The sequence below is a fragment of the Proteus sp. G2300 genome, from assembly GCF_009915965.1.
GTDB classification, from domain to species: domain Bacteria; phylum Pseudomonadota; class Gammaproteobacteria; order Enterobacterales; family Enterobacteriaceae; genus Proteus; species Proteus vulgaris.
The window spans coordinates 90,043-109,467 of the sequence record NZ_JAABNK010000023.1; the positions used below are offsets into that span (position 1 = coordinate 90,043).

Sequence of the window (19,425 nt, forward strand, 5' to 3'; positions counted from 1 at the left end):
CGATTAAACTGGTTGCTGTTGGTGAAAAACTCATGCCTAAAGATGAAACACCCATTATTGGAGAAAACTCTCCTTACCAAGGATTATATCTTGTTACTATGCATATCACCGTGACGTTGTCACCTTTATTGTGTAAGTTAGTTATGCACAAGCACTGATTTACGAAAAAGCGGATCCTCTATTAACTCCTTATCGCTTATCACGATTTAGCTAGAGAACCATTATGGATGCACAACTGTATAAAGAATTTAAAATAGTAGAAAAAGCCTTTTGGTCAGAAATTTGTGAAAATAATATTCGCATTGGTGATCATACCCATTGTTTTATGACACCTATGGATGCGCCAATTTTTAACTTTATTTATTTACGTCAAGGTGCAACAGAAGGCGCGTTCCAGCAAGCAAGCACCCTTTTTTCTTCACAGAAAAAAGGCCATATTTTGATTTTACCTGAATCATTATTGCCTGAGTTTGAAGAAATTATAAAAAATGCAGGTTATACCGGTGACGGTATGACAACAGCCATGTATTTAACGTTGTCAGAAGCAGTTTACCCTTCTTATCGAAATAATCCATGCGATATTATTCTCACCAATCATAACCTCGAACAATGGGCACATCCGTTAAAAACAGCGTTTCCTGTGGGAGATGATAGCGATGATACGATTGTTAATGAATATATTCGTTATCACCAAAAAGCATTAGATAATGGTGCGACTATTTTCCATTATGCTCTGTTAGTTGAAGGCCAGCCCGTATCGTCATTAACGCTGACGTTACATGATAAATTAGCACGTTTTGATGATATTGGGACAGATGTTGCTTATCAAGGCAATGGTTATGCTACTCATTTGATTAAACATGTTTTAGAGTTTTGCCGTGAGCAAGGTGTCGAGCGTTGTTTCTTAGATGCTTCGGCAGATGGTTTGGCGCTATACCGTAAGTTTGGTTTTAAATCACTCTTTAACTATTTAAGTTTTATTAAAGAGTAACTTAATCATAAGGCTCAATAAGCTATTGAGCCTTGAGTTTTAGTCATTAAAGTTTCAACCTTCTTTCTGTGTCGGTTTTGTCTTTATCACTGATTTGTCTTATCTTACTACACGACAGGGATTACCAACAGCAACACAATTAGCTGGAATTGGTTTTGTTACTACATTGCCCGCACCAATAACACAATTATCACTAATAGTTACGCTAGGTAAAATAATGCACCCCGTACCTAACCATACCGAATCACTAATTGTTATAGGCAGTGCATATTTAATAAAGTGATAGCTATAGTAAGAATTTGCTGGCGCTCTGTTATCTATTTTAAAAACGATAACCAACACCAACATTAAAACCATGAATTTTGGAATTTAACTCATTATTGCTAAATTTAGTTCCTTCATACCCAATATTTATAGCTAAGTTATTTATAGGATTTAATTGTATACCCGCCCCCCAAGCTATACCTGTTGATTTATATTTGTAATAGCTACTTTCTATATAACCATCATCAGTTCCATAGTCTCGATTGTTTAATTTAGTTTTAGCAATACCCGCTAATCCATATAAATTTGCAAAATTATTAATACGATAACTTGGTCCGGCTAATAACGAAACGTAGTTAACATCTGTCTTTGCAGAAGAAGTGAATCCATCGTTATCTTGTTCTTCGGCATAATATTTATCGCCTTTCATCCATGTGAAAGAACCAACTATCCCCCAATTATTACTCAGTTCATAATGATAATTAAGATTAACCCCATTGAGTTTAATACCTTCTATCTTAGCTTGACTATACCCTAGGGAGATCGTCTGCTCATTAGTTGCCATAACATTCACGCTAAAAAAAAGGCATGAAGAACATAAGCATCCGATAACTATTTTTTTAAACATAAAACACCTTTTATTTTGATTGTATTAATCTAATTAAATATAAAAATAGTTTTAATAAAATTAAAATCCTATAGAAAACTTGATGCCTTATATAATTAATAACAATATTAAGGTATTAATTATACTAAATAAAAAGCGCAATCAATGCACCAAGATATAAAGCAAACTTTATTTATACCATTGAGGCTTGATATTAAACTTAGATAATTATCTTATATAAAAAAACCATTAAAATAGAGTGATTAAAATCACAAATCTTCAATGATATAAATAATTTAATTTATTCAATGATATTTCTATAAAATGATGAATATAAAAAAATACCCAACATTTGTTGGGTAATATGGCTATGAAAATAAAGATTTTATTTGGAATTATTAATTATAAATCGACTGCAGTTTATCAAAAAAAAACAAATAAAAAAACACCCAAATAGAATTTTTGACAAATAGTTTTATAAATATATCAATTTATTTTTTCACTAATTACTATAAAGGTTCGAAAGATATTTACTGACGAAAAATAAATAAATACTTCTATTTTGTATTTTTATATTACTTTTTAATAATTAAGATTAGCATTGATTGATTTCTTTTAATAAGACCAGTAGATTATTAATGTACATTGTCATTATTCAACACTGGGATCTATTTAATCCATCTTTTTAAAAGATGGATTTTTTTTCAACAATATTTAACAAACAAGATTTACGTTGAGTTTCCCCTCTATGCATTAACATTGGCACAAGAATTAAGTGATGTTTTTGATAAACTTAACGACATTGGCGTTCGATTTGGCCCAATTTCCATTTTATCAAATGAGATAAGTCATGAGGCATTAGAGATTTTATTTCCTACCATCCAAATTGCCCCTGTTCATTACTATGTATTAACGCCATTAAGTATACAAAAAACAAAAACACATCTCGATTTTGAGCAATGGCTCTCACAACAGAAAAGTTAATTATTCTAATGAAATAAGTGTTTATTTTTCATAAAAATAATGATTTCATTTCTATAAAGTATTCTCTTTAAAAACGCTTAATTATTTTTTTATTAAAGATAATTAATATTACTCTTCTTTTTTTTGATTAGGTAAAAACACTATTTGTGCTGTATTTATCATTCACCACTTTTATCTACTCACCCATAAAACTCAATTTAAATCAATCAATTAAAATTAAAAAACAAGTATATTAACCCATAATAATTATTATATTTTTAAATAATCTGTTAAAAACACTTATTGTTTAACTTAAATTAACGTTCTATGCTGATATTTATATATAAAATTTATTAATTTATTCGCTGGCAACGAAGGACGATAAAATGTCTGTAGCTGTGACAAAAAAAGCAATAGAAAAACTTATAAATGGGTATAATTCTGATCCTTTTGCACTTCTGGGTATGCATGAAACATCGGCAGGTTTAGAGGTTCGTGCGTTTTTACCTGATGCTGTTGCAGTCAGTGTTATTGATAGAAAGAATGGCAGAAAAGTCGCAACATTAGAGTTTAAACATCCGAGTGGTTTTTTTTGTGGCGTAATTCCTCGACGTAAACGTCGTTTTAGTTACTGTTTAGACGTTACTTGGGAAAATAATACGCAAAGTGTCGTTGATGATCCCTATCAATTCGGTATTTTGCTGCAAGAAATGGATATTTGGTTCTTAGCACAAGGTCATCACTCTCGCCCTTATCAGTGTTTAGGCGCTCACCCTACAAAATTAGGTGATATTGATGGAATTACCTTTGCCGTATGGGCACCAAATGCACAAAGTGTGAGTGTCGTTGGTGATTTCTCATTTTGGGATGAAAGACGTTTTCCTATGCGATTACGTCGTGAAAGTGGAATTTGGGAGCTTTTTGTTCCACAAGCCCATCTTGGAGATTGTTATAAATACGCAATTTTAGATGCTAATGGCGAACGTCGATTAAAAGCAGATCCTTACGCTTTTGAAACACAAATACGTCCTGAAACGGCCTCGATTATCAATACGTTACCATCCGTTAAGCCAATGCCTTTATCGCGCCAACACGCGAATCAGCGTAATGCGCCTATCTCTATTTATGAAGTTCATTTAGGTTCATGGCGCCGACATACAGACGATCAGAGTTGGTTAAGCTATCGTGAGTTAGCTGAACAGTTAATTCCTTACGTGAAAGAAATGGGTTTTACCCATATCGAATTATTGCCTATTAATGAGCATCCTTTTGATGGTTCATGGGGATATCAACCTTTAGGATTATATTCACCAACTCGTCGCTTTGGGTCGCCTATGGATTTCCGTGACTTTATCGAAGCGGCACATCAGGCTGAAATTAGCGTTATTTTAGATTGGGTTCCTGGCCATTTCCCTGAAGATGACTATGGTTTACGTAATTTTGATGGCACGTCGCTCTATGAGTATGCAGATAGACGTGAAGGCTTCCATCCTGATTGGAACACCTTAATTTATAACTATGGTCGTAATGAGGTACTAAATTATCTTTCTGGTAATTTATTGTATTGGCACGAACATTTTGCACTTGATGGTTTCCGTTTTGATGCTGTCGCCTCCATGCTATATCGTGACTACAGCCGAAAAGAAGGTGAATGGATCCCCAATAAACACGGTGGACGCGAAAACTTAGAAGCCATTGATTTTCTTCGTTATACCCATAAATTGTTAGGCGCTACTTGCCCTGGGATCATCACGATTGCTGAAGAGTCTACTGATTTCCCAGGTGTTACCTTACCGCCAGATGAAGGGGGTTTAGGTTTTAACTACAAATGGAATATGGGATGGATGCATGACACGTTGGCATATATGCAACGTGATCCTATCTATCGAAAATTTCATCATAATCAGATGACTTTTGGCGTGCTCTATGCCTATAACGAAAACTTTATTCTTCCTCTTTCTCACGATGAATTTGTTCATGGCAAAGGATCGTTAATTGGTCGTATGGTGGGTAATGATTGGCAAAAATTTGCCAATTTACGTGCTTATCTCGGTTTTATGTGGGCTTATCCTGGGAAAAAATTGCTGTTTATGGGATGCGAGTTCGCCCAATGGCGTGAATGGAACCATGACAGTAGTTTAGATTGGCATCTTCTAGAAACACCCAATAGCCCACACCAAGGTATTCAGCACTTTGTACGCGACCTCAATCTTTCTTATCAAACCAATAGCCCTCTTTATGAATGTGATTTTGAGCGTGAAGGTTTTGAGTGGCTTACTGTCGACGATCATGATAATTCCGTTTTTGCTTTTTGCCGAAAAGATACACAAGGTAATGAATTGATTATTATCAGCAATTTTACTCCAGTCGTTCATCACAACTATGTCGTGGGTGTAAACAAAGCTGGTATATATCAAGAAATAATCAATAGTGACTCTGAATTTTACAACGGAACTAATGTGGGAAATTTAGGTGAAATTGAGACAACCGAAAAAGGATTAAATGGTAAACCTCACTCATTGTCATTGACGCTACCACCACTTGCGACATTGTATTTAAAATTGAAGGATTAATATGTCTTTAGACTATGGTCGCCCTTTTCCTATGGGCAGTCATTATGATGGCTACGGAGTAAATTTTACACTATTTAGTGATAATGCCACTAAAGTCATACTCTGCTTGTTTGATAAAGCAGGCAAAGAGATCCGCTATCCATTACCCGGCAAAACGGGGGCTATTTGGCATGGGTATTTACCGGGTGCAGGCCCAGGTTTGCATTATGGTTATCGTGTTGAAGGCGTCTGGGCACCAGAGCAAGGTTTATTCTATCAACCGCAACAATTGTTATTAGATCCCTATGCAAAACAGGTAACTGGTATTGTTGATAATACATTACCTTACACCTCCCCTGTTTTTAATGCATTAGAGCATGATGATAGTGCGATTACACCTAAAGCAGTTATCACAGATGATAGTGGCTGTTTTTGCCATTCTTATAAAGAAAAAGGCACTTATCAGCGTTTAAATATACCGTGGTCAGAAACCATTATTTACGAAGGACACGTGAAGGGATTGACAAAACTACATCCCGAAATACCAGAAAAATTACAAGGCACTTATGCGGCATTAGGGCACCCTGCTTTTATTTCACACCTAAAAAAGCTCGGCATTACGGCATTAGAATTATTACCAGTTCAATATCATTTAACAGAGCCACATCTCCATAAGATTGGATTAAAAAATTATTGGGGTTATAACGTATTAGCCCCCTTTGCTTTATCGACCCAATACTATTCCAATTCAGGTCGGAATATTATTGATGAATTTCGAGAAGCCGTAAGATGCTTACATAAAGCCAATATTGAAGTGATTTTAGATGTGGTATTTAACCATACAGCGGAATTAAGCGACCAATTTGAAGGTTATATTGTTTCGCAACGTGGTATTGATAACCAAAGTTATTATTGGTTAAACGACGAAAATAAAGCTCAAAATTGGACGGGATGTGGCAATACTTTAAATTTAAGTCGCCCTGAAACAGTGCAATGGGTAATGGATTGTCTACGCTATTGGGTTAGCGAATTTCATATTGATGGCTTCCGCTTTGATTTAGCAACCAGCCTTGGTCGCGTTCCTTATTTTGATACGCAATCACCATTGTTAACGGCTATTCGACAAGATCCACTTCTTTCACGCATTAAACTTATCGCAGAACCTTGGGATTTAGGCTCTGATGGTTATCAAGTTAGTCATTTCCCTGTGCCATTTACAGAATGGAATGATAGTTATCGCGATGTTATTCGTCGTTTTTGGTTATGGCGCGATGTGTCTATTGCGATATTTGCAGACAACATTACTGGCTCAGCAAAGCTATACCATAAAAACGGCCGTCCCCCCTATTCTAGTATCAATATGATCACTAGCCACGATGGTTTTACATTGCGGGATTTGGTGAGTTATCAGAACAAACATAACGAGGAGAATGGAGAATCAAATCTAGATGGACACAACACCAATTACAGTGTGAATTTTGGTGAAGAAGGGTTGATTGTTAACGAAAAAATAGGTCAACACAGATTGCTTGCGATTCGAAATATGTTGGCAACTTTATTGCTTTCTAGAGGAACTCCTCATTTACTCGCCGGTGATGAAGTGGGTAATACGCAATACGGTAATAACAATGCTTATTGCCAGGATAATAAAGTCAGTTGGATCAAATGGTTTCAACATCCTTATGACTTAACTAATTACATTCGCCACCTTATTGAATTACGTCACCAAATTACGCCTTTAAGTTCGCTTAAATGGTGGAAAGAAGATAGCGAAGACGTTATTTGGCTCAATCAAAATGCTCAATCAATGAGCCATGAAGATTGGCAACAACTTCCCCCCTCACCATTACAACTTTTTTTAGCGCAACAATGGATCTTAATGATTAATCCGTTAAGAAACAGTGCTGTTTTTTCTTTACCTGAAGGATCTTGGTCTTGCTTGCTTGATACGACTCGCTGGCCTCTTTGTCACCCAACACAGTCTCAGCATTGTGAAGTACAACCTAACAGTATCACTCTTTGGCGAAATAACGTTTTTGATATTCCGTCTTCTACTAAAAAATTACCCAATATTTCCTCCTGAGTTAAGTAATTTGATTGGAGTGCTATAACTATGATGACAACAGAACAAGGCCAAAAATTAATGTTGGCACAACAACTTCCTAAAGAGGCAATTGCACTCGTTTTAGCGGGAGGTCGTGGTACGCGTTTAAAAGCATTGACAGCAAAACGGGCAAAACCAGCGGTTTTCTTTGGTGGGAAATTTCGAATTATCGACTTTACACTGTCTAACTGCCTTAACTCAGGAATTCGTCGTATTGGTGTAATAACTCAATATCAATCGCACTCCTTAGTTCAGCATATTCAACGTGGTTGGTCGTTCTTTAACGAAGATATGAATGAATTTGTTGATTTATTACCTGCTCAACAACGTTGTAATACGGATCATTGGTATATGGGTACGGCTGATGCGATATATCAAAACCTTGATATTCTTCGTAGCTACAAAGCTAAATACGTGGTGATCTTAGCTGGTGATCATATTTATAAAATGAACTATGCACGTTTATTGCTCGACCACTTTGAAAATAAATCAAAATTTACTGTTGCCTGTATTCGAGTACCTAAAAAAGATGCATTCCAATTTGGTATTATGGACATCGATGAAAATCGTCGAGTGCTAAATTTTCTAGAAAAACCATCTAACCCACCGTGTATTCCAGATGATCCCGATCATTCATTGGCAAGTATGGGTATTTATGTAGTTGATAGAGACTATCTTTTTGATTTACTAGAAGAAGATAGCCATGATCCTGATTCACATCATGACTTTGGTCAAGATATTATTCCTAAAATTACTGAACGTGGCGATGTGTTAGCTCATCCATTTGAACTTTCTTGTGTCAGTTCTGATCCTTCAGTACCACCTTATTGGCGTGATGTAGGAACTATTGAAGCATATTGGTCTGCTAACCTTGATTTAGCCTCAGTGACACCTGAGCTTGATATGTATGCCAAAGATTGGCCAATCCGCACCTTTATGACGCCACTACCACCTGCAAAATTTGTGCAAGATAATCACGACGAACATGGACAAATGATGAATTCATTGATTGCCGACGGTTGTATTATCAATGGTTCAACCCTCTATTCATCAATCTTATTTCCATTAGTTCGCGTGGAATCTTTCTGCCATATTGAAGATTCCGTTATTTTGCCAGATGTTACCGTGAATCATCACTGTTATTTAAAACGTTGCATTATTGACCGTAGTTGCACTATCCCAGAAGGGACCGTCATTGGTATGGATGCAGAAGATGATGCGGCCCGTTTCCATCGCACTGAAGAAGGTATTGTACTCGTTACAAGAGAAATGCTTGAGCAATTGGTACGTAAAGAAAACTCCGCTGAAAAAAACACAGAACAAAAAACTCAAAATGAGGAGGCATTTTCGTGAATGTGCTTCATTGTTGTTCTGAATTATTCCCTCTATTAAAAACAGGGGGATTAGCGGACGTTATGGGCTCTTTGCCCCTAGCGCAAAAAAAAATAGGCTTAGATGCGCGGGTCGTTATACCCGCTTTTCCTGCGATTAAAGATAATATTGCTGATCTTAAATTAGTTACTAATGTTGATACTTTTGTAGGTAATATTTCTTTACTTTATGGCCAATATCAAGGTGTTGATATTTATCTTATTGATGCGCCTCATCTTTATCAACGAGCAGGTAGCCCTTATCACGATGAATATCAACATGCTTATAGTGATAATGTTTTTCGTTTTGCCCTATTAGGTTGGGTTGCCAGTGAATTATCCACAGGATTAGACCCTTTATGGCATGCTGATATTGTTCATGCTCACGACTGGCATGCTGGGCTAGCTTGCGCTTATTTGGCTGTAAAACACTACTCTGCAAAATCGGTTTTTACAGTTCATAACCTAGCTTATAAAGGCGAGTTTTCACCTTATCATCTGCATCAACTTGAATTACCTGATTACAGCTTTTCAATTAATGGACTGGAATATTATGGACAAATTTCATTCTTAAAAGCGGGCTTGTTTTATGCAAATCATATTACGACGGTTAGCCCAACGTATGCCAAAGAGATAACTCGCCCTGAATTTGGTTATGGACTTGAAGGTTTATTGCGTCAACGTACGGATGAACAACGATTAAGTGGCATATTAAATGGCATAGATGAAGCGATTTGGACCCCTGCAACGGATGACTTAATTATACGTCACTATGATGTAAACAACCTCAATAAACGCCTAGATAATAAAACAGCATTACAGAAAAAATGCGGTTTACCTGTTAATAATGCCCCTCTTTTTGCTGTTGTGAGCCGTTTAACATCACAAAAAGGACTTGATTTAGTGATTGACGTATTACCCGATATTGTTGATCAAGCTGGACAGTTTGTGTTGTTAGGCACAGGTGATAGCCATCTTGAATCCGCATTTTTACATGCTCAACAACAATATCCTCAACATGTTGCTACTCATATTGGCTATGACGAAAGTTTTTCACACCAAATTGTCGCGGGTGCTGATGTGATTATGATGCCTAGTCGTTTTGAACCTTGTGGATTAACTCAGTTATATGGTTTGAAATATGGCGCACTTCCTTTAGTGAGACACACAGGTGGATTAGCTGATACGGTGAATGATTGTTCATTAGAAAATCTAGCCCATCATCAAGCAACAGGTTTTGTTTTCCATGAAGCAACACCTGATGATTTGCGCCTTGCTATCAATCGTGCCTTTACCCTGTGGGAGATGCCAAAACAATGGCAACAAGTTCAAACAGATGCGATGAACCAAACTATTTTTAGTTGGGAAACAGCAGCTAAGGCATATGCAGCGCTGTATCACCGTTTATAGACAAGATGTCTATTTGACCTGTGGATCACCAAAAGAGATTTATAATGAAAAAGTTATGTGAATTTGATTATTCATCACCAGATAAGGACGTTGAATCGTTAAAGCGTTCTATTGTTTATAAACTGATGTTTATTGTTGGTACTTCGCCTAAATACGCCACACCAACAGATTGGTTAAATGCAACTTCCTACGCTATACGAGACCGTTTAGTTGAACGTTGGTTGAAATCAACCAAAGCGGAGCTTTCACCGAAAGTAAAACAGGTTTATTACATTTCGATGGAATTTCTTATGGGCCGTTTTTTAACGAATGCGATGCTCTCTTTAGGAGTGTATCACGAAGTTAAAGGTGCATTAAAAGAACTAGGGCTTGATCTTGAAAAGCAAATTGAACTTGAGCCTGATCCTGGTTTAGGTAATGGTGGTTTAGGTCGTTTAGCTGCGTGTTTTCTTGATTCTTGTGCCACATTAGGTTATCCAGTGACAGGTTATGGTATTCGCTATGAATACGGCATGTTCCGTCAGAAAATTGAAAATGGTGAACAACATGAAGTTGCGGATAACTGGCTTGAAAAAGGGAATCCCTGGGAGTTCCCTCGCTATGATCTGTTATTTGAAGTCGGTTTTGGTGGGCGTTTACAACAAGAAGGTGAAAATAATTATTGGGTTGATACCTTAAATGTGATGGCTCAACCCTATGATTCTATTGTTCCTGGCTATAACACGCAGGCAACAGATACAATTCGACTATGGTCTGCTAAAGCGAATAGTGCGTTTAATTTAGGTAAATTTAATAAAGGGGAATACTTAGAGGCGACAGAAACAAAAGATCGCTCAGAAAATATCTCTCGTATTCTTTATCCAGATGATTCGACAATATCAGGTAAAATGTTACGTTTACAGCAAGAATATTTTTTAGTCAGTGCCTCTGTTCAAGATATTTTGCAACGCCATTACCATCTACATCAACGCTTTGATAATCTAAAAGATTTTATAGCCATTCATCTTAATGATACTCACCCTGTTCTTGCTATTCCTGAATTAATGCGCCAGCTTATTGATAATCACGGATTTAGCTGGGATGAAGCATGGGAACAAACCATTCATATATTTTCATACACCAACCATACATTAATGGGGGAAGCATTAGAGACTTGGCCTGTTGATATGCTTGGTCGCTCGCTTCCTCGTCACTTACAAATCATTTTCCAAATTAATGATAAATTCTTAAAATACGTTAGAGAACAACACGCTGAGGATAACGACTTATTACGCCGTATTTCTATTATTGATGAAGAAAATGGTCGTAATGTCCGTATGGCTTGGCTTGCGGTAATTATTAGTCATCAAGTCAATGGTGTTTCTGAGCTCCATAGCCAATTAATGGTACAATCATTATTTGCTGATTTCGCGATGATCTATCCTAAGAAATTCTGCAATATTACTAATGGTATTACACCACGTCGTTGGCTAGCGTTAGCCAACCCTTCTCTTTCTCAAATCATTGATAACCAAATTGGTACTTATTGGCGAACCAATTTAGAGCAATTAGGTGAATTAATGCCATTAGTAAAAGATAACAATTTCTTACACCAACTAAAAGATTCAAAACGATTAAATAAACAAAACTTGGCTAACATTATTCAGCAAGATTTGAATATCACGATTAATCCTGATGCGTTATTTGATGTGCAAATAAAACGTATTCATGAATATAAACGTCAACTGCTCAATGTGTTAGGCATTATCACTCGTTATAATCGTATTTTACAAAACCCAGAGCAAAATTGGGTTCCTCGTGTGTTTATTTTTGGTGGTAAAGCGGCTTCTGCTTATTATAATGCGAAGAAAATTATCAATCTTATCAACGATATTTCTGTGAAAATTAATAATGATGTGCGTATTAAAGATAAACTAAAAATTATCTTTATTCCTAATTACGGTGTGAGTTTAGCGCAACATATTATTCCTGCCGCAGATCTATCTGAGCAAATATCTTTAGCAGGCACAGAAGCTTCTGGTACAGGGAATATGAAATTTGCGCTAAATGGTGCGCTCACTATCGGAACTCTGGATGGTGCAAATATTGAAATTGGTGAACATGTTGGTTTTGAAAATATGTTTATTTTTGGTCATAATGCACAAGAAGTCGCTGAATTAAGGCTGCGTTATTCACCACGTCGCTATTACGATGAAGATATTGAGTTGCATACTGTGCTGAATCAAATCGCCAATGGCTTCTTTAATCAAAACAATCCTGATAAATATAAATCAATCTTTGATAGCCTTATTGAATTTGGCGACCATTATCAGGTGCTCGCAGATTACCGTAGTTATGTGGACACTCAAGATAGCGTGGATCGGCTCTATCAAGATGAAAATGCTTGGTTGAGAAAATCAGCTTTAACTATTTGTCAAATGGGCTATTTTTCTGCAGATCGTGCAGTAACAGAATATATGCAAAGAATTTGGAAAGCTTCAGCGATTACATTGTAAAAGCTAAATTTATAAGGATAGAACAGTAACCGCGCTTTGGTTTATGCGCGGTTTTTTGTTTAAGTTTATTGGTTTTATTTATGAAAGAACTTGTTTTTTTCTTCTGTCAAACTTCGCATTAAGAATGAAGGAGTATTTATGATGAAGATTGAAAAACATTTTAAAAACAAACCTTATTTACATAATTCTTTTTTTTTAGATAATACTTTTAATAAAATTAAAATTGGCATTAAAGAGAATTATTATGAAAGTATTTTAAATAAGATTAAAACTATTAATAATACAAGTTTAGAGATCCCCATGGATTACAAAAAAAATGAAATAGATCTAAATGTAAATATTTCTAAAATCAGTAAAGACTTAATATATAAAATATTTAATACTTATCTTAAGCAAGATGTTTTACATAAAAACAAAGGAGATATAGAGGGATTTGCAAAAGAATTAAGAAACTCTTACGCAAAAGCAGATGAAACTTTTTTTGGATGGTGTCAGGATGAAAAAGAAGTTTTACCTTCTTCAATAATTCACCATGAAATAGATAAGCAATGTAAAAATTATAATATTGCTATACCTAACGAGAGTAAAAGAAGTATATTTTTTTATATAGCTAATAGAGCAGATATAAAGTTAAATAATGGTGCGGCTCAAAGCACTATTATTCAACAATTAGTAGATATTCCTGACGTAGTAGAGGCTGTAAATAAATTAGGGATTTCTAATGATTGTCATTTAAAATACGATTTTTACTGTTTTTTGGCTGAAAATATCTACAATGATTTGTTAAAAAATGAACAAAAAGTTAATTTTTTTAAAATAAAAGATGCTATTAAAATTATAATTGAAAAAAAAGCTCAAGAAGAAAATAATAAAACAAAGGATAACATTTTTTATCCTAAATATGCATTTAACTTGTAGCGATAAATGATACTATTGATCTAAAATTAGACATTATGTATAGTTAAGTGTACATTTTATCTAACTTAAGTGAAATGGGAAAACGAAATGGCCTCACATCTTACACTACGAAATATTGAAGCCCTCTCTTCACCCGGTGGGCATTACTCTCATGTTGTGACTGCAAATAATATGTCGTTTGTTTCAGGATTACTGCCTTTAGATAAACAAGGTAAACCTTTAGCAGACAAACCAGTTGAAATTCAAATCATACAAGTGCTTGAAAACTTAAATGCTTGTCTTCTCGGAATTAATGCAAAGAAAACTGATATTGTTCAAGTTAAAGTCTATGTGACAGATATTAACGAATGGCCTATTGTTAATAAGCTATATGCAACATGGATTGGCGAACATAGGCCTGCAAGAGTCGTTGCTGGTGTAAAAGAGCTCCATTTTGGCAGTAAAATTGAAATTGAAGCCGTGGTGATCAAGGAGCAATCTTATGAATAAATTGCCTATTCCTACCTATAAAGATGTTGCTGAAGCTCATCAACGTATTCAGCCTTATCTTAATAAAACACCGGTTTTAACCTCTCGTACTATTAATGAACTAACAGGGGCGCAGTTTTATTTTAAATGTGAAAACTTTCAGCGTATGGGCGCATTTAAGTTTCGTGGTGCGATGAATGCATTATCTCAATTTAATGATCAACAACGTAAAAATGGTGTCGTAACTTTCTCATCAGGTAATCATGCTCAGGCAATTGCCTTATCGGCAAAGCTATTAGGTATTCCTGCAACAATTATCATGCCTGAGGATGCACCAAAGGCTAAAATAGAAGCGACAAAAGGCTATGGTGGTCACGTGCTCACCTATAACCGTTATACAGAAAATCGTGAAGAAATTGGCCAACAACTGGCACAAAAAAAAGGATTAACGTTAATTCCACCTTATGATCATCCCCATATTATTGCAGGGCAAGGTACTGTTGCAAAAGAGTTGTTCGATGAAGTTGGTGAATTAGATATGCTATTTGTTCCATTAGGTGGTGGTGGTTTACTTTCTGGCTCTTTATTATCAACCAAAGCTCTCTCACCGCAATGTAAAATATATGGTGTCGAGCCTTTAGCGGGAAATGATGGACAACAATCATTACGTAAAGGCGAAATCATCCATATTGATACCCCAAAAACAATTGCAGATGGTGCGCAAACGCAACATTTAGGCAATTATACTTTTGAGATTATTCGTAACAATGTGGATGATATTTTAACTGCAACGGATGAAGAATTAATTTCTGCTATGCAATTTTATGCTCAGCGTATGAAGATTATTGTAGAGCCAACAGGCTGTTTAAGTTTAGCGGCTACTCATCAATTTGGTGGTAAATTAAAAGGTAAGAAAATCGGTATTATTATCAGCGGTGGTAATGTCGATATCGCACAATATGGTCGTTTTTTAGCACAATAAAAAGATGTTATTAATCATTAAAAAAGCAGTATGAATTATTTTTTCATACTGCTTAAGATATATAAATGTATTACCATTCAATTAAGATAACGAAAGTATTTTTTGCTTAGTCTCTTTTAATTAAGTGAAAAAGTAATCCCCGCCTCTTGACATAATTGCACTAAATTCTCTTTTAATTGCTGATTTTCTTCAGGCAGTAAGTCGAGCTGTGGTAAACGCATATGACCACCAGCTATGCCACGCATAGTCAGTGCCGATTTAAATATTGCCATATTTGCACCTGATTTAAGTGCATCACTAAATTTCACACAAAATTGTTGCCAGTGTTTTGCTTCTTGGTGATTACCTGCAATATAGGCGTTGTACATATTCACAAATGGCTCAGGGAAAACACAGGCACAACCTGAAACTGTACCATCACAACCTGCATCTAATAAACCTAGGAATAATTTATCGTAACCATGAAGCACTGAAAAATTATCAGCTACAGCAAGGTAACTTAAAGTTGTATTATTATCAGCAAAACTGTATTTAATCCCAATTACATTTTTACACTGTTGTTGCACTTTTGCCGCTAACTCTGGCTTGATATTATTTGCCGCACATTGTGGAATATTATACAGATAAACAGGAAAATTATCCGGCACACTGTTTGCCACCGTCACAAAATAGTTTTCTAATTCTCTGTCTGTTGCACCAAAAAATTGTGGCGTCACCACGCCAATGCCATCAGCACCAATTTCTACCGCGTGTTTCGCTAATTCAAGGGTTTCGGTTAGTGTCATTGCGCCAACATGAATAAAGACAGGTAAGCGTTTATTGGCTGTTTCGACAACGGTTTGCGCAACGCTTTTACGTTCGGATGCTGATAAACGTAACATCTCTCCTGTCGTGCCACAAGGATAGAGACAATCAACACCTTGAGTAACTAACATGTCAGTTAATGCGGATAACGCTTTACTATCCACTTGATCATTGGGATCAAATGGAGTCACCATTGCTACTGTAACGCCAAATAATTTTTTCATATTAAGACCTTTATTAAATCAGATTGCTTCAACAATAACTTTAATTGCCAACATGCCAGGATCATCTAAACCCATCGATTTTTCTGGGAACATACGCGCTCGACCTAATAAATTAGGTTTTTGACGAAATTCATTAAGCGTATTATCAATACTCTGTAAGGCTACTGTTTTTAATTCAAACAGAGATAAAGCGGGTTTTAGCGCTTCAGATAATTGGTAAATAATATCAAGTACTGATTTTTGCCCTAACTCCCCTTTTCCTCTTGCCATCATGCTTTGATAGGCAACAGTTAACAGTGGTGAAATGTCGGCGGGTGCTATTTCTTGTAGCTGATTTTCTTTGCAATATTTCGCCATTGCCATAAAAGCCGTTGCTTGCAATGTCCCAAAAGAAGAAGCACAGGCTTTTTGTAATGATTTACTGCATTGAAAAAGTACTTTACTTAAATCTTCAGGCCAATCTTGTGCATCGTCTGCAATTTGTCGCCACCCTTTTTGCATGGTGATCCCTAAATCCCCATCACCGAGCAGACTATCTGCTTCACACAGCATTGACTGAGATTGCTCACAAGCCGTTGCAATGCGTTCAACACCTTGTTTTAGCATATCAATAGTGATATTCATCGCTAGACTCTCCAAAATGCACAATGAGCAGGTGCATTCATTAAGGCTTCAAGTTCATCATCTAATTTACACAACGTTAAACTTGCCCCTGTCATTTCCATCGAGGTGGCATAACGGCCGATTAATGGATGAATAATTGTAGCGCCTGTTTTTTCAACAAACTGTGCAACTTTGTTATATAAAATATAGAGCTCTTCGAGTGGTGTTGCGCCTAATGAATTGACTAATACTGAAACCTTATCACCGGCTTTGAGTGATAATTCCGCTTGCAGACGTTCAAACATTTCTTGAGCAATATCATCAGCACTGCGTAATTTATCGCGCCAAATTCCCGGTTCACCATGAATTCCCATGCCCATTTCCATTTCATCCTCACCAATATCAAAGGTGGGATGTCCTACTGCAGGTAAGGTACAAGATGTTAATGCACAGCCAATTGTTCGGGTATTTTCCATAGTTTTTTTAGCAATACGAGTCACCTCGTCAAGCGATGCACCTTCCTGTGCTTTAGCCCCTGCCATTTTAAAGCCATAAATCATCCCAGCCACACCACGACGTTTATGCGCCTCTTCGGGTTTTGCTGAAGCGACATCATCAGTGGCTAATACGGTTGTACAACGAATATCATCCTCAAAATCTACCGTTTCAGTCGCCATATCAAAATTCATGATATCGCCACCGTAATTGCCATAAAGCAGTAATACGCCTAAACCGCTGTTGGCTTCACGAATGGCATCTGTCATTAAATCCGCTGACGGTGAAGCAAAAACATCGCCTACAGCAGCTGCATCTAATAAGCCCTCACCGACATATCCTGTAAATACAGGTAAGTGACCCGAACCACCACCTGTTACAATGCCCACCTTCGGTTTATTCGCTTTTTGTGAACGAGTAATCAATCTTGGCTGTGGCTGACGATAAATATCACTATGAGCAAGGCATAAACCCGCTAATGTTTCATCGACATAATTTTCTGGCTTATTTAATATTTTTTTCATGTGATCACCCGATATTTTTTATTTATCTGCTGATTTCTGACATCTTAAAAAAACGTTATTTGACTTATTTAAGATGAGTTTTCCCTGATACTGAAAAAGTATCTTTATACTTAATTTATTTGGTATAAAAACGAAATACGTTATTTAGACTTCAATGCACCTCTCATTTGCATAATAACAATGAGAAGAAACACACTGGCTAATACCATTGAAATAGGTCTATTGACAAAACTAATAAAATCACCGTCAGATTTCATTAAGGATGAGAGCAAATTCTTTTCTAACATTGGGCCTAATATCATGCCTAGAATAATTGGAGATATTGGAAATTTTCGTTCTTGAAGAAAATAACCAATAACACCCATTACCAACATCACCACAATAGAAGACATCGTATTTGTAATTGCATAAGAGCCTACAATACTAAACAGGATAATTGCTGGGTAAATAATCGCGTTATCGATAGCAACAATCTTTTTTAGTAAATTGACAACAATAAAAGCAATGGGCAGTAAAATAAGATTGGCAATAAAGAAGATAATAAATACGGCATATAATTTATCAGGATTAAATAAGAATAACGTTGGTCCTGGTTGCATATCTTTCATATACAATACACCGATAATAATTGCTGCAGCAGAATCACCAGGAATACCAAAGACTAGAGATGGTATCCAACTTCCTGCTAAACTGGCATTATTACTGGCAGATGCATCAACAACGCCTTCTTCAGAACCATGACCATATTTCTCTGGTTTTTTAGATAGTTTCTTTGAAACCGCATAGGAAATCCAAGCTGCAATATCTGCCCCAGCGCCAGGTAAAGCACCAATAAGTGTCCCGATGATCCCACTACGAAAAATACCGCCTTTACGCTGCCGAATAATACAACCCACTCCTTTAAAAATATTGTAAGAGTCATTTTCAGTATTCACTTCCGTCAATGTAACTTGCTTTTCTTTCCAACGTTCAACGTAATATTTAATCGCACCAGAAATGGCGAATAACCCTATCATGGCTGGAATAAAACTGACTCCTTGCATTAAAGAAACTTCACCGAAAGTAAAACGGGCTTGTCCTGTAAATTCATCATAACCAATAGTAGCTAATGCAATACCAAAGAACAGTGCTAATAAGCTTTTTCTAATATGTGAACCTGAAACAATAGTTGCGCAGCTTAAGCCAATTAAAGACAACCACATATATTCGTAAGAACTAAATTTTAAAGCGAATTCGGCTAATAGAGGTGCTGTAGAGGCTAATATAATTGTTCCAATCACGCCACCAATGACAGAACTGGTTAATGACATGCCCAATACACGATTTGTTTTGCCTTGTTTTACTAAAGAATGTGCATCATTCGTATAAGCTGCTGATGCTGGTGTACCTGGAATATTTAATAATGCGCCAGGAATATCACCGGCAAATATAGATGATGCCCCGACAGAGATCATTAATGCTAAGGCTGGAATAGGCTCAAGGAAAAAAGTAAATGGCACCATTAAAGCAATAGCCATGGTCGACGTTAATCCAGGAATAGCGCCAACGAATAGACCAAATAAACAAGCCCCAATAACGACAAGAACTGTTGTGTAATCAATATAAGCAAGTGCGTTAATTAATATATCCATACTGTTGTTCTCTATTTATG

16 protein-coding genes are annotated in these 19,425 nt (G+C 36.2%); 10 read left to right on the top strand and 6 right to left on the bottom strand.

Annotated features, from left to right (window positions below):
- The first annotated feature begins 223 nt into the window (after nt 1-223).
- The gene (locus GWI97_RS11955) at nt 224-991 is read left to right on the top strand and encodes a GNAT family N-acetyltransferase (protein ID WP_036936870.1); all 768 of its coding nucleotides are present in this window, start codon (nt 224-226) and stop codon (nt 989-991) included.
- 99 nt (nt 992-1,090) lie between these two features.
- On the opposite strand, the gene GWI97_RS11960 is transcribed toward GWI97_RS11955, so the two are convergent.
- Nucleotides 1,091-1,348: a hypothetical protein gene (locus tag GWI97_RS11960; RefSeq protein ID WP_082239467.1), complete on the bottom strand. Its 258-nt coding sequence runs from the start codon at nt 1,346-1,348 to the stop codon at nt 1,091-1,093.
- Entirely contained in the window at nt 1,314-1,883 is a 570-nt protein-coding gene (locus GWI97_RS11965) for an Ail/Lom family outer membrane beta-barrel protein (protein WP_036936866.1), read from the bottom strand. Before GWI97_RS11965 ends, GWI97_RS11960 begins: the two co-directional genes overlap by 35 nt.
- A gap of 738 nt (nt 1,884-2,621) precedes the next feature.
- On the opposite strand from GWI97_RS11965, the gene GWI97_RS11970 reads away from it, so the two are divergent.
- The 9 genes from GWI97_RS11970 (at nt 2,622) to GWI97_RS12010 (ending at nt 15,124) form a co-directional block, all read left to right on the top strand.
- On the top strand, nt 2,622-2,846 hold the full coding sequence (locus GWI97_RS11970) for a hypothetical protein (protein WP_036936864.1): 225 nt from the start codon (nt 2,622-2,624) through the stop codon (nt 2,844-2,846).
- A 365-nt stretch (nt 2,847-3,211) separates the two neighbouring features.
- Complete coding sequence (gene glgB, locus GWI97_RS11975; RefSeq protein ID WP_036936862.1) at nt 3,212-5,398, top strand: 1,4-alpha-glucan branching protein GlgB; 2,187 nt, start codon at nt 3,212-3,214, stop codon at nt 5,396-5,398.
- 1 nt (nt 5,399) lies between these two features.
- Nucleotides 5,400-7,460 carry a glycogen debranching protein GlgX gene (glgX, locus tag GWI97_RS11980; protein ID WP_052038504.1) on the top strand — a complete coding sequence of 687 codons (2,061 nt, stop codon included), beginning with the start codon at nt 5,400-5,402 and terminating at the stop codon, nt 7,458-7,460.
- A gap of 30 nt (nt 7,461-7,490) precedes the next feature.
- Nucleotides 7,491-8,834, top strand: a complete 1,344-nt coding sequence (glgC, locus tag GWI97_RS11985) for a glucose-1-phosphate adenylyltransferase (protein ID WP_052038503.1) — start codon at nt 7,491-7,493, stop codon at nt 8,832-8,834.
- The gene (glgA, locus tag GWI97_RS11990) at nt 8,831-10,261 is read left to right on the top strand and encodes a glycogen synthase GlgA (protein ID WP_123822102.1); all 1,431 of its coding nucleotides are present in this window, start codon (nt 8,831-8,833) and stop codon (nt 10,259-10,261) included. The genes glgC and glgA overlap by 4 nt, the downstream gene beginning before the upstream one ends.
- Nucleotides 10,262-10,305: 44 nt before the next feature.
- On the top strand, nt 10,306-12,756 hold the full coding sequence (glgP, locus tag GWI97_RS11995; protein WP_161752000.1) for a glycogen/starch/alpha-glucan family phosphorylase: 2,451 nt from the start codon (nt 10,306-10,308) through the stop codon (nt 12,754-12,756).
- 138 nt (nt 12,757-12,894) lie between these two features.
- Entirely contained in the window at nt 12,895-13,674 is a 780-nt protein-coding gene (locus tag GWI97_RS12000; protein ID WP_123822103.1) for a hypothetical protein, read from the top strand.
- A gap of 87 nt (nt 13,675-13,761) precedes the next feature.
- Complete coding sequence (locus GWI97_RS12005; protein WP_036936855.1) at nt 13,762-14,163, top strand: RidA family protein; 402 nt, start codon at nt 13,762-13,764, stop codon at nt 14,161-14,163.
- Nucleotides 14,156-15,124, top strand: coding sequence for a threo-3-hydroxy-L-aspartate ammonia-lyase (locus tag GWI97_RS12010; RefSeq protein WP_087802405.1), 969 nt, complete (start codon nt 14,156-14,158; stop codon nt 15,122-15,124). Before GWI97_RS12005 ends, GWI97_RS12010 begins: the two co-directional genes overlap by 8 nt.
- A 116-nt stretch (nt 15,125-15,240) precedes the next feature.
- On the opposite strand, the gene GWI97_RS12015 is transcribed toward GWI97_RS12010, so the two are convergent.
- The 4 genes from GWI97_RS12015 to GWI97_RS12030 form a co-directional block, all read right to left on the bottom strand.
- A complete protein-coding gene (locus GWI97_RS12015; RefSeq protein ID WP_036936851.1) occupies nt 15,241-16,152 on the bottom strand; it encodes a dihydrodipicolinate synthase family protein in 912 nt (303 codons plus the stop codon).
- A gap of 18 nt (nt 16,153-16,170) precedes the next feature.
- Nucleotides 16,171-16,776: a dihydroxyacetone kinase subunit L gene (locus GWI97_RS12020; protein ID WP_036936849.1), complete on the bottom strand. Its 606-nt coding sequence runs from the start codon at nt 16,774-16,776 to the stop codon at nt 16,171-16,173.
- A gap of 2 nt (nt 16,777-16,778) precedes the next feature.
- Nucleotides 16,779-17,774 carry a dihydroxyacetone kinase subunit DhaK gene (locus GWI97_RS12025; protein ID WP_036936846.1) on the bottom strand — a complete coding sequence of 332 codons (996 nt, stop codon included), beginning with the start codon at nt 17,772-17,774 and terminating at the stop codon, nt 16,779-16,781.
- Nucleotides 17,775-17,914: 140 nt separating this feature from the next.
- A complete protein-coding gene (locus tag GWI97_RS12030; protein ID WP_036936843.1) occupies nt 17,915-19,405 on the bottom strand; it encodes a tripartite tricarboxylate transporter permease in 1,491 nt (496 codons plus the stop codon).
- Nucleotides 19,406-19,425 lie beyond the last annotated feature (20 nt).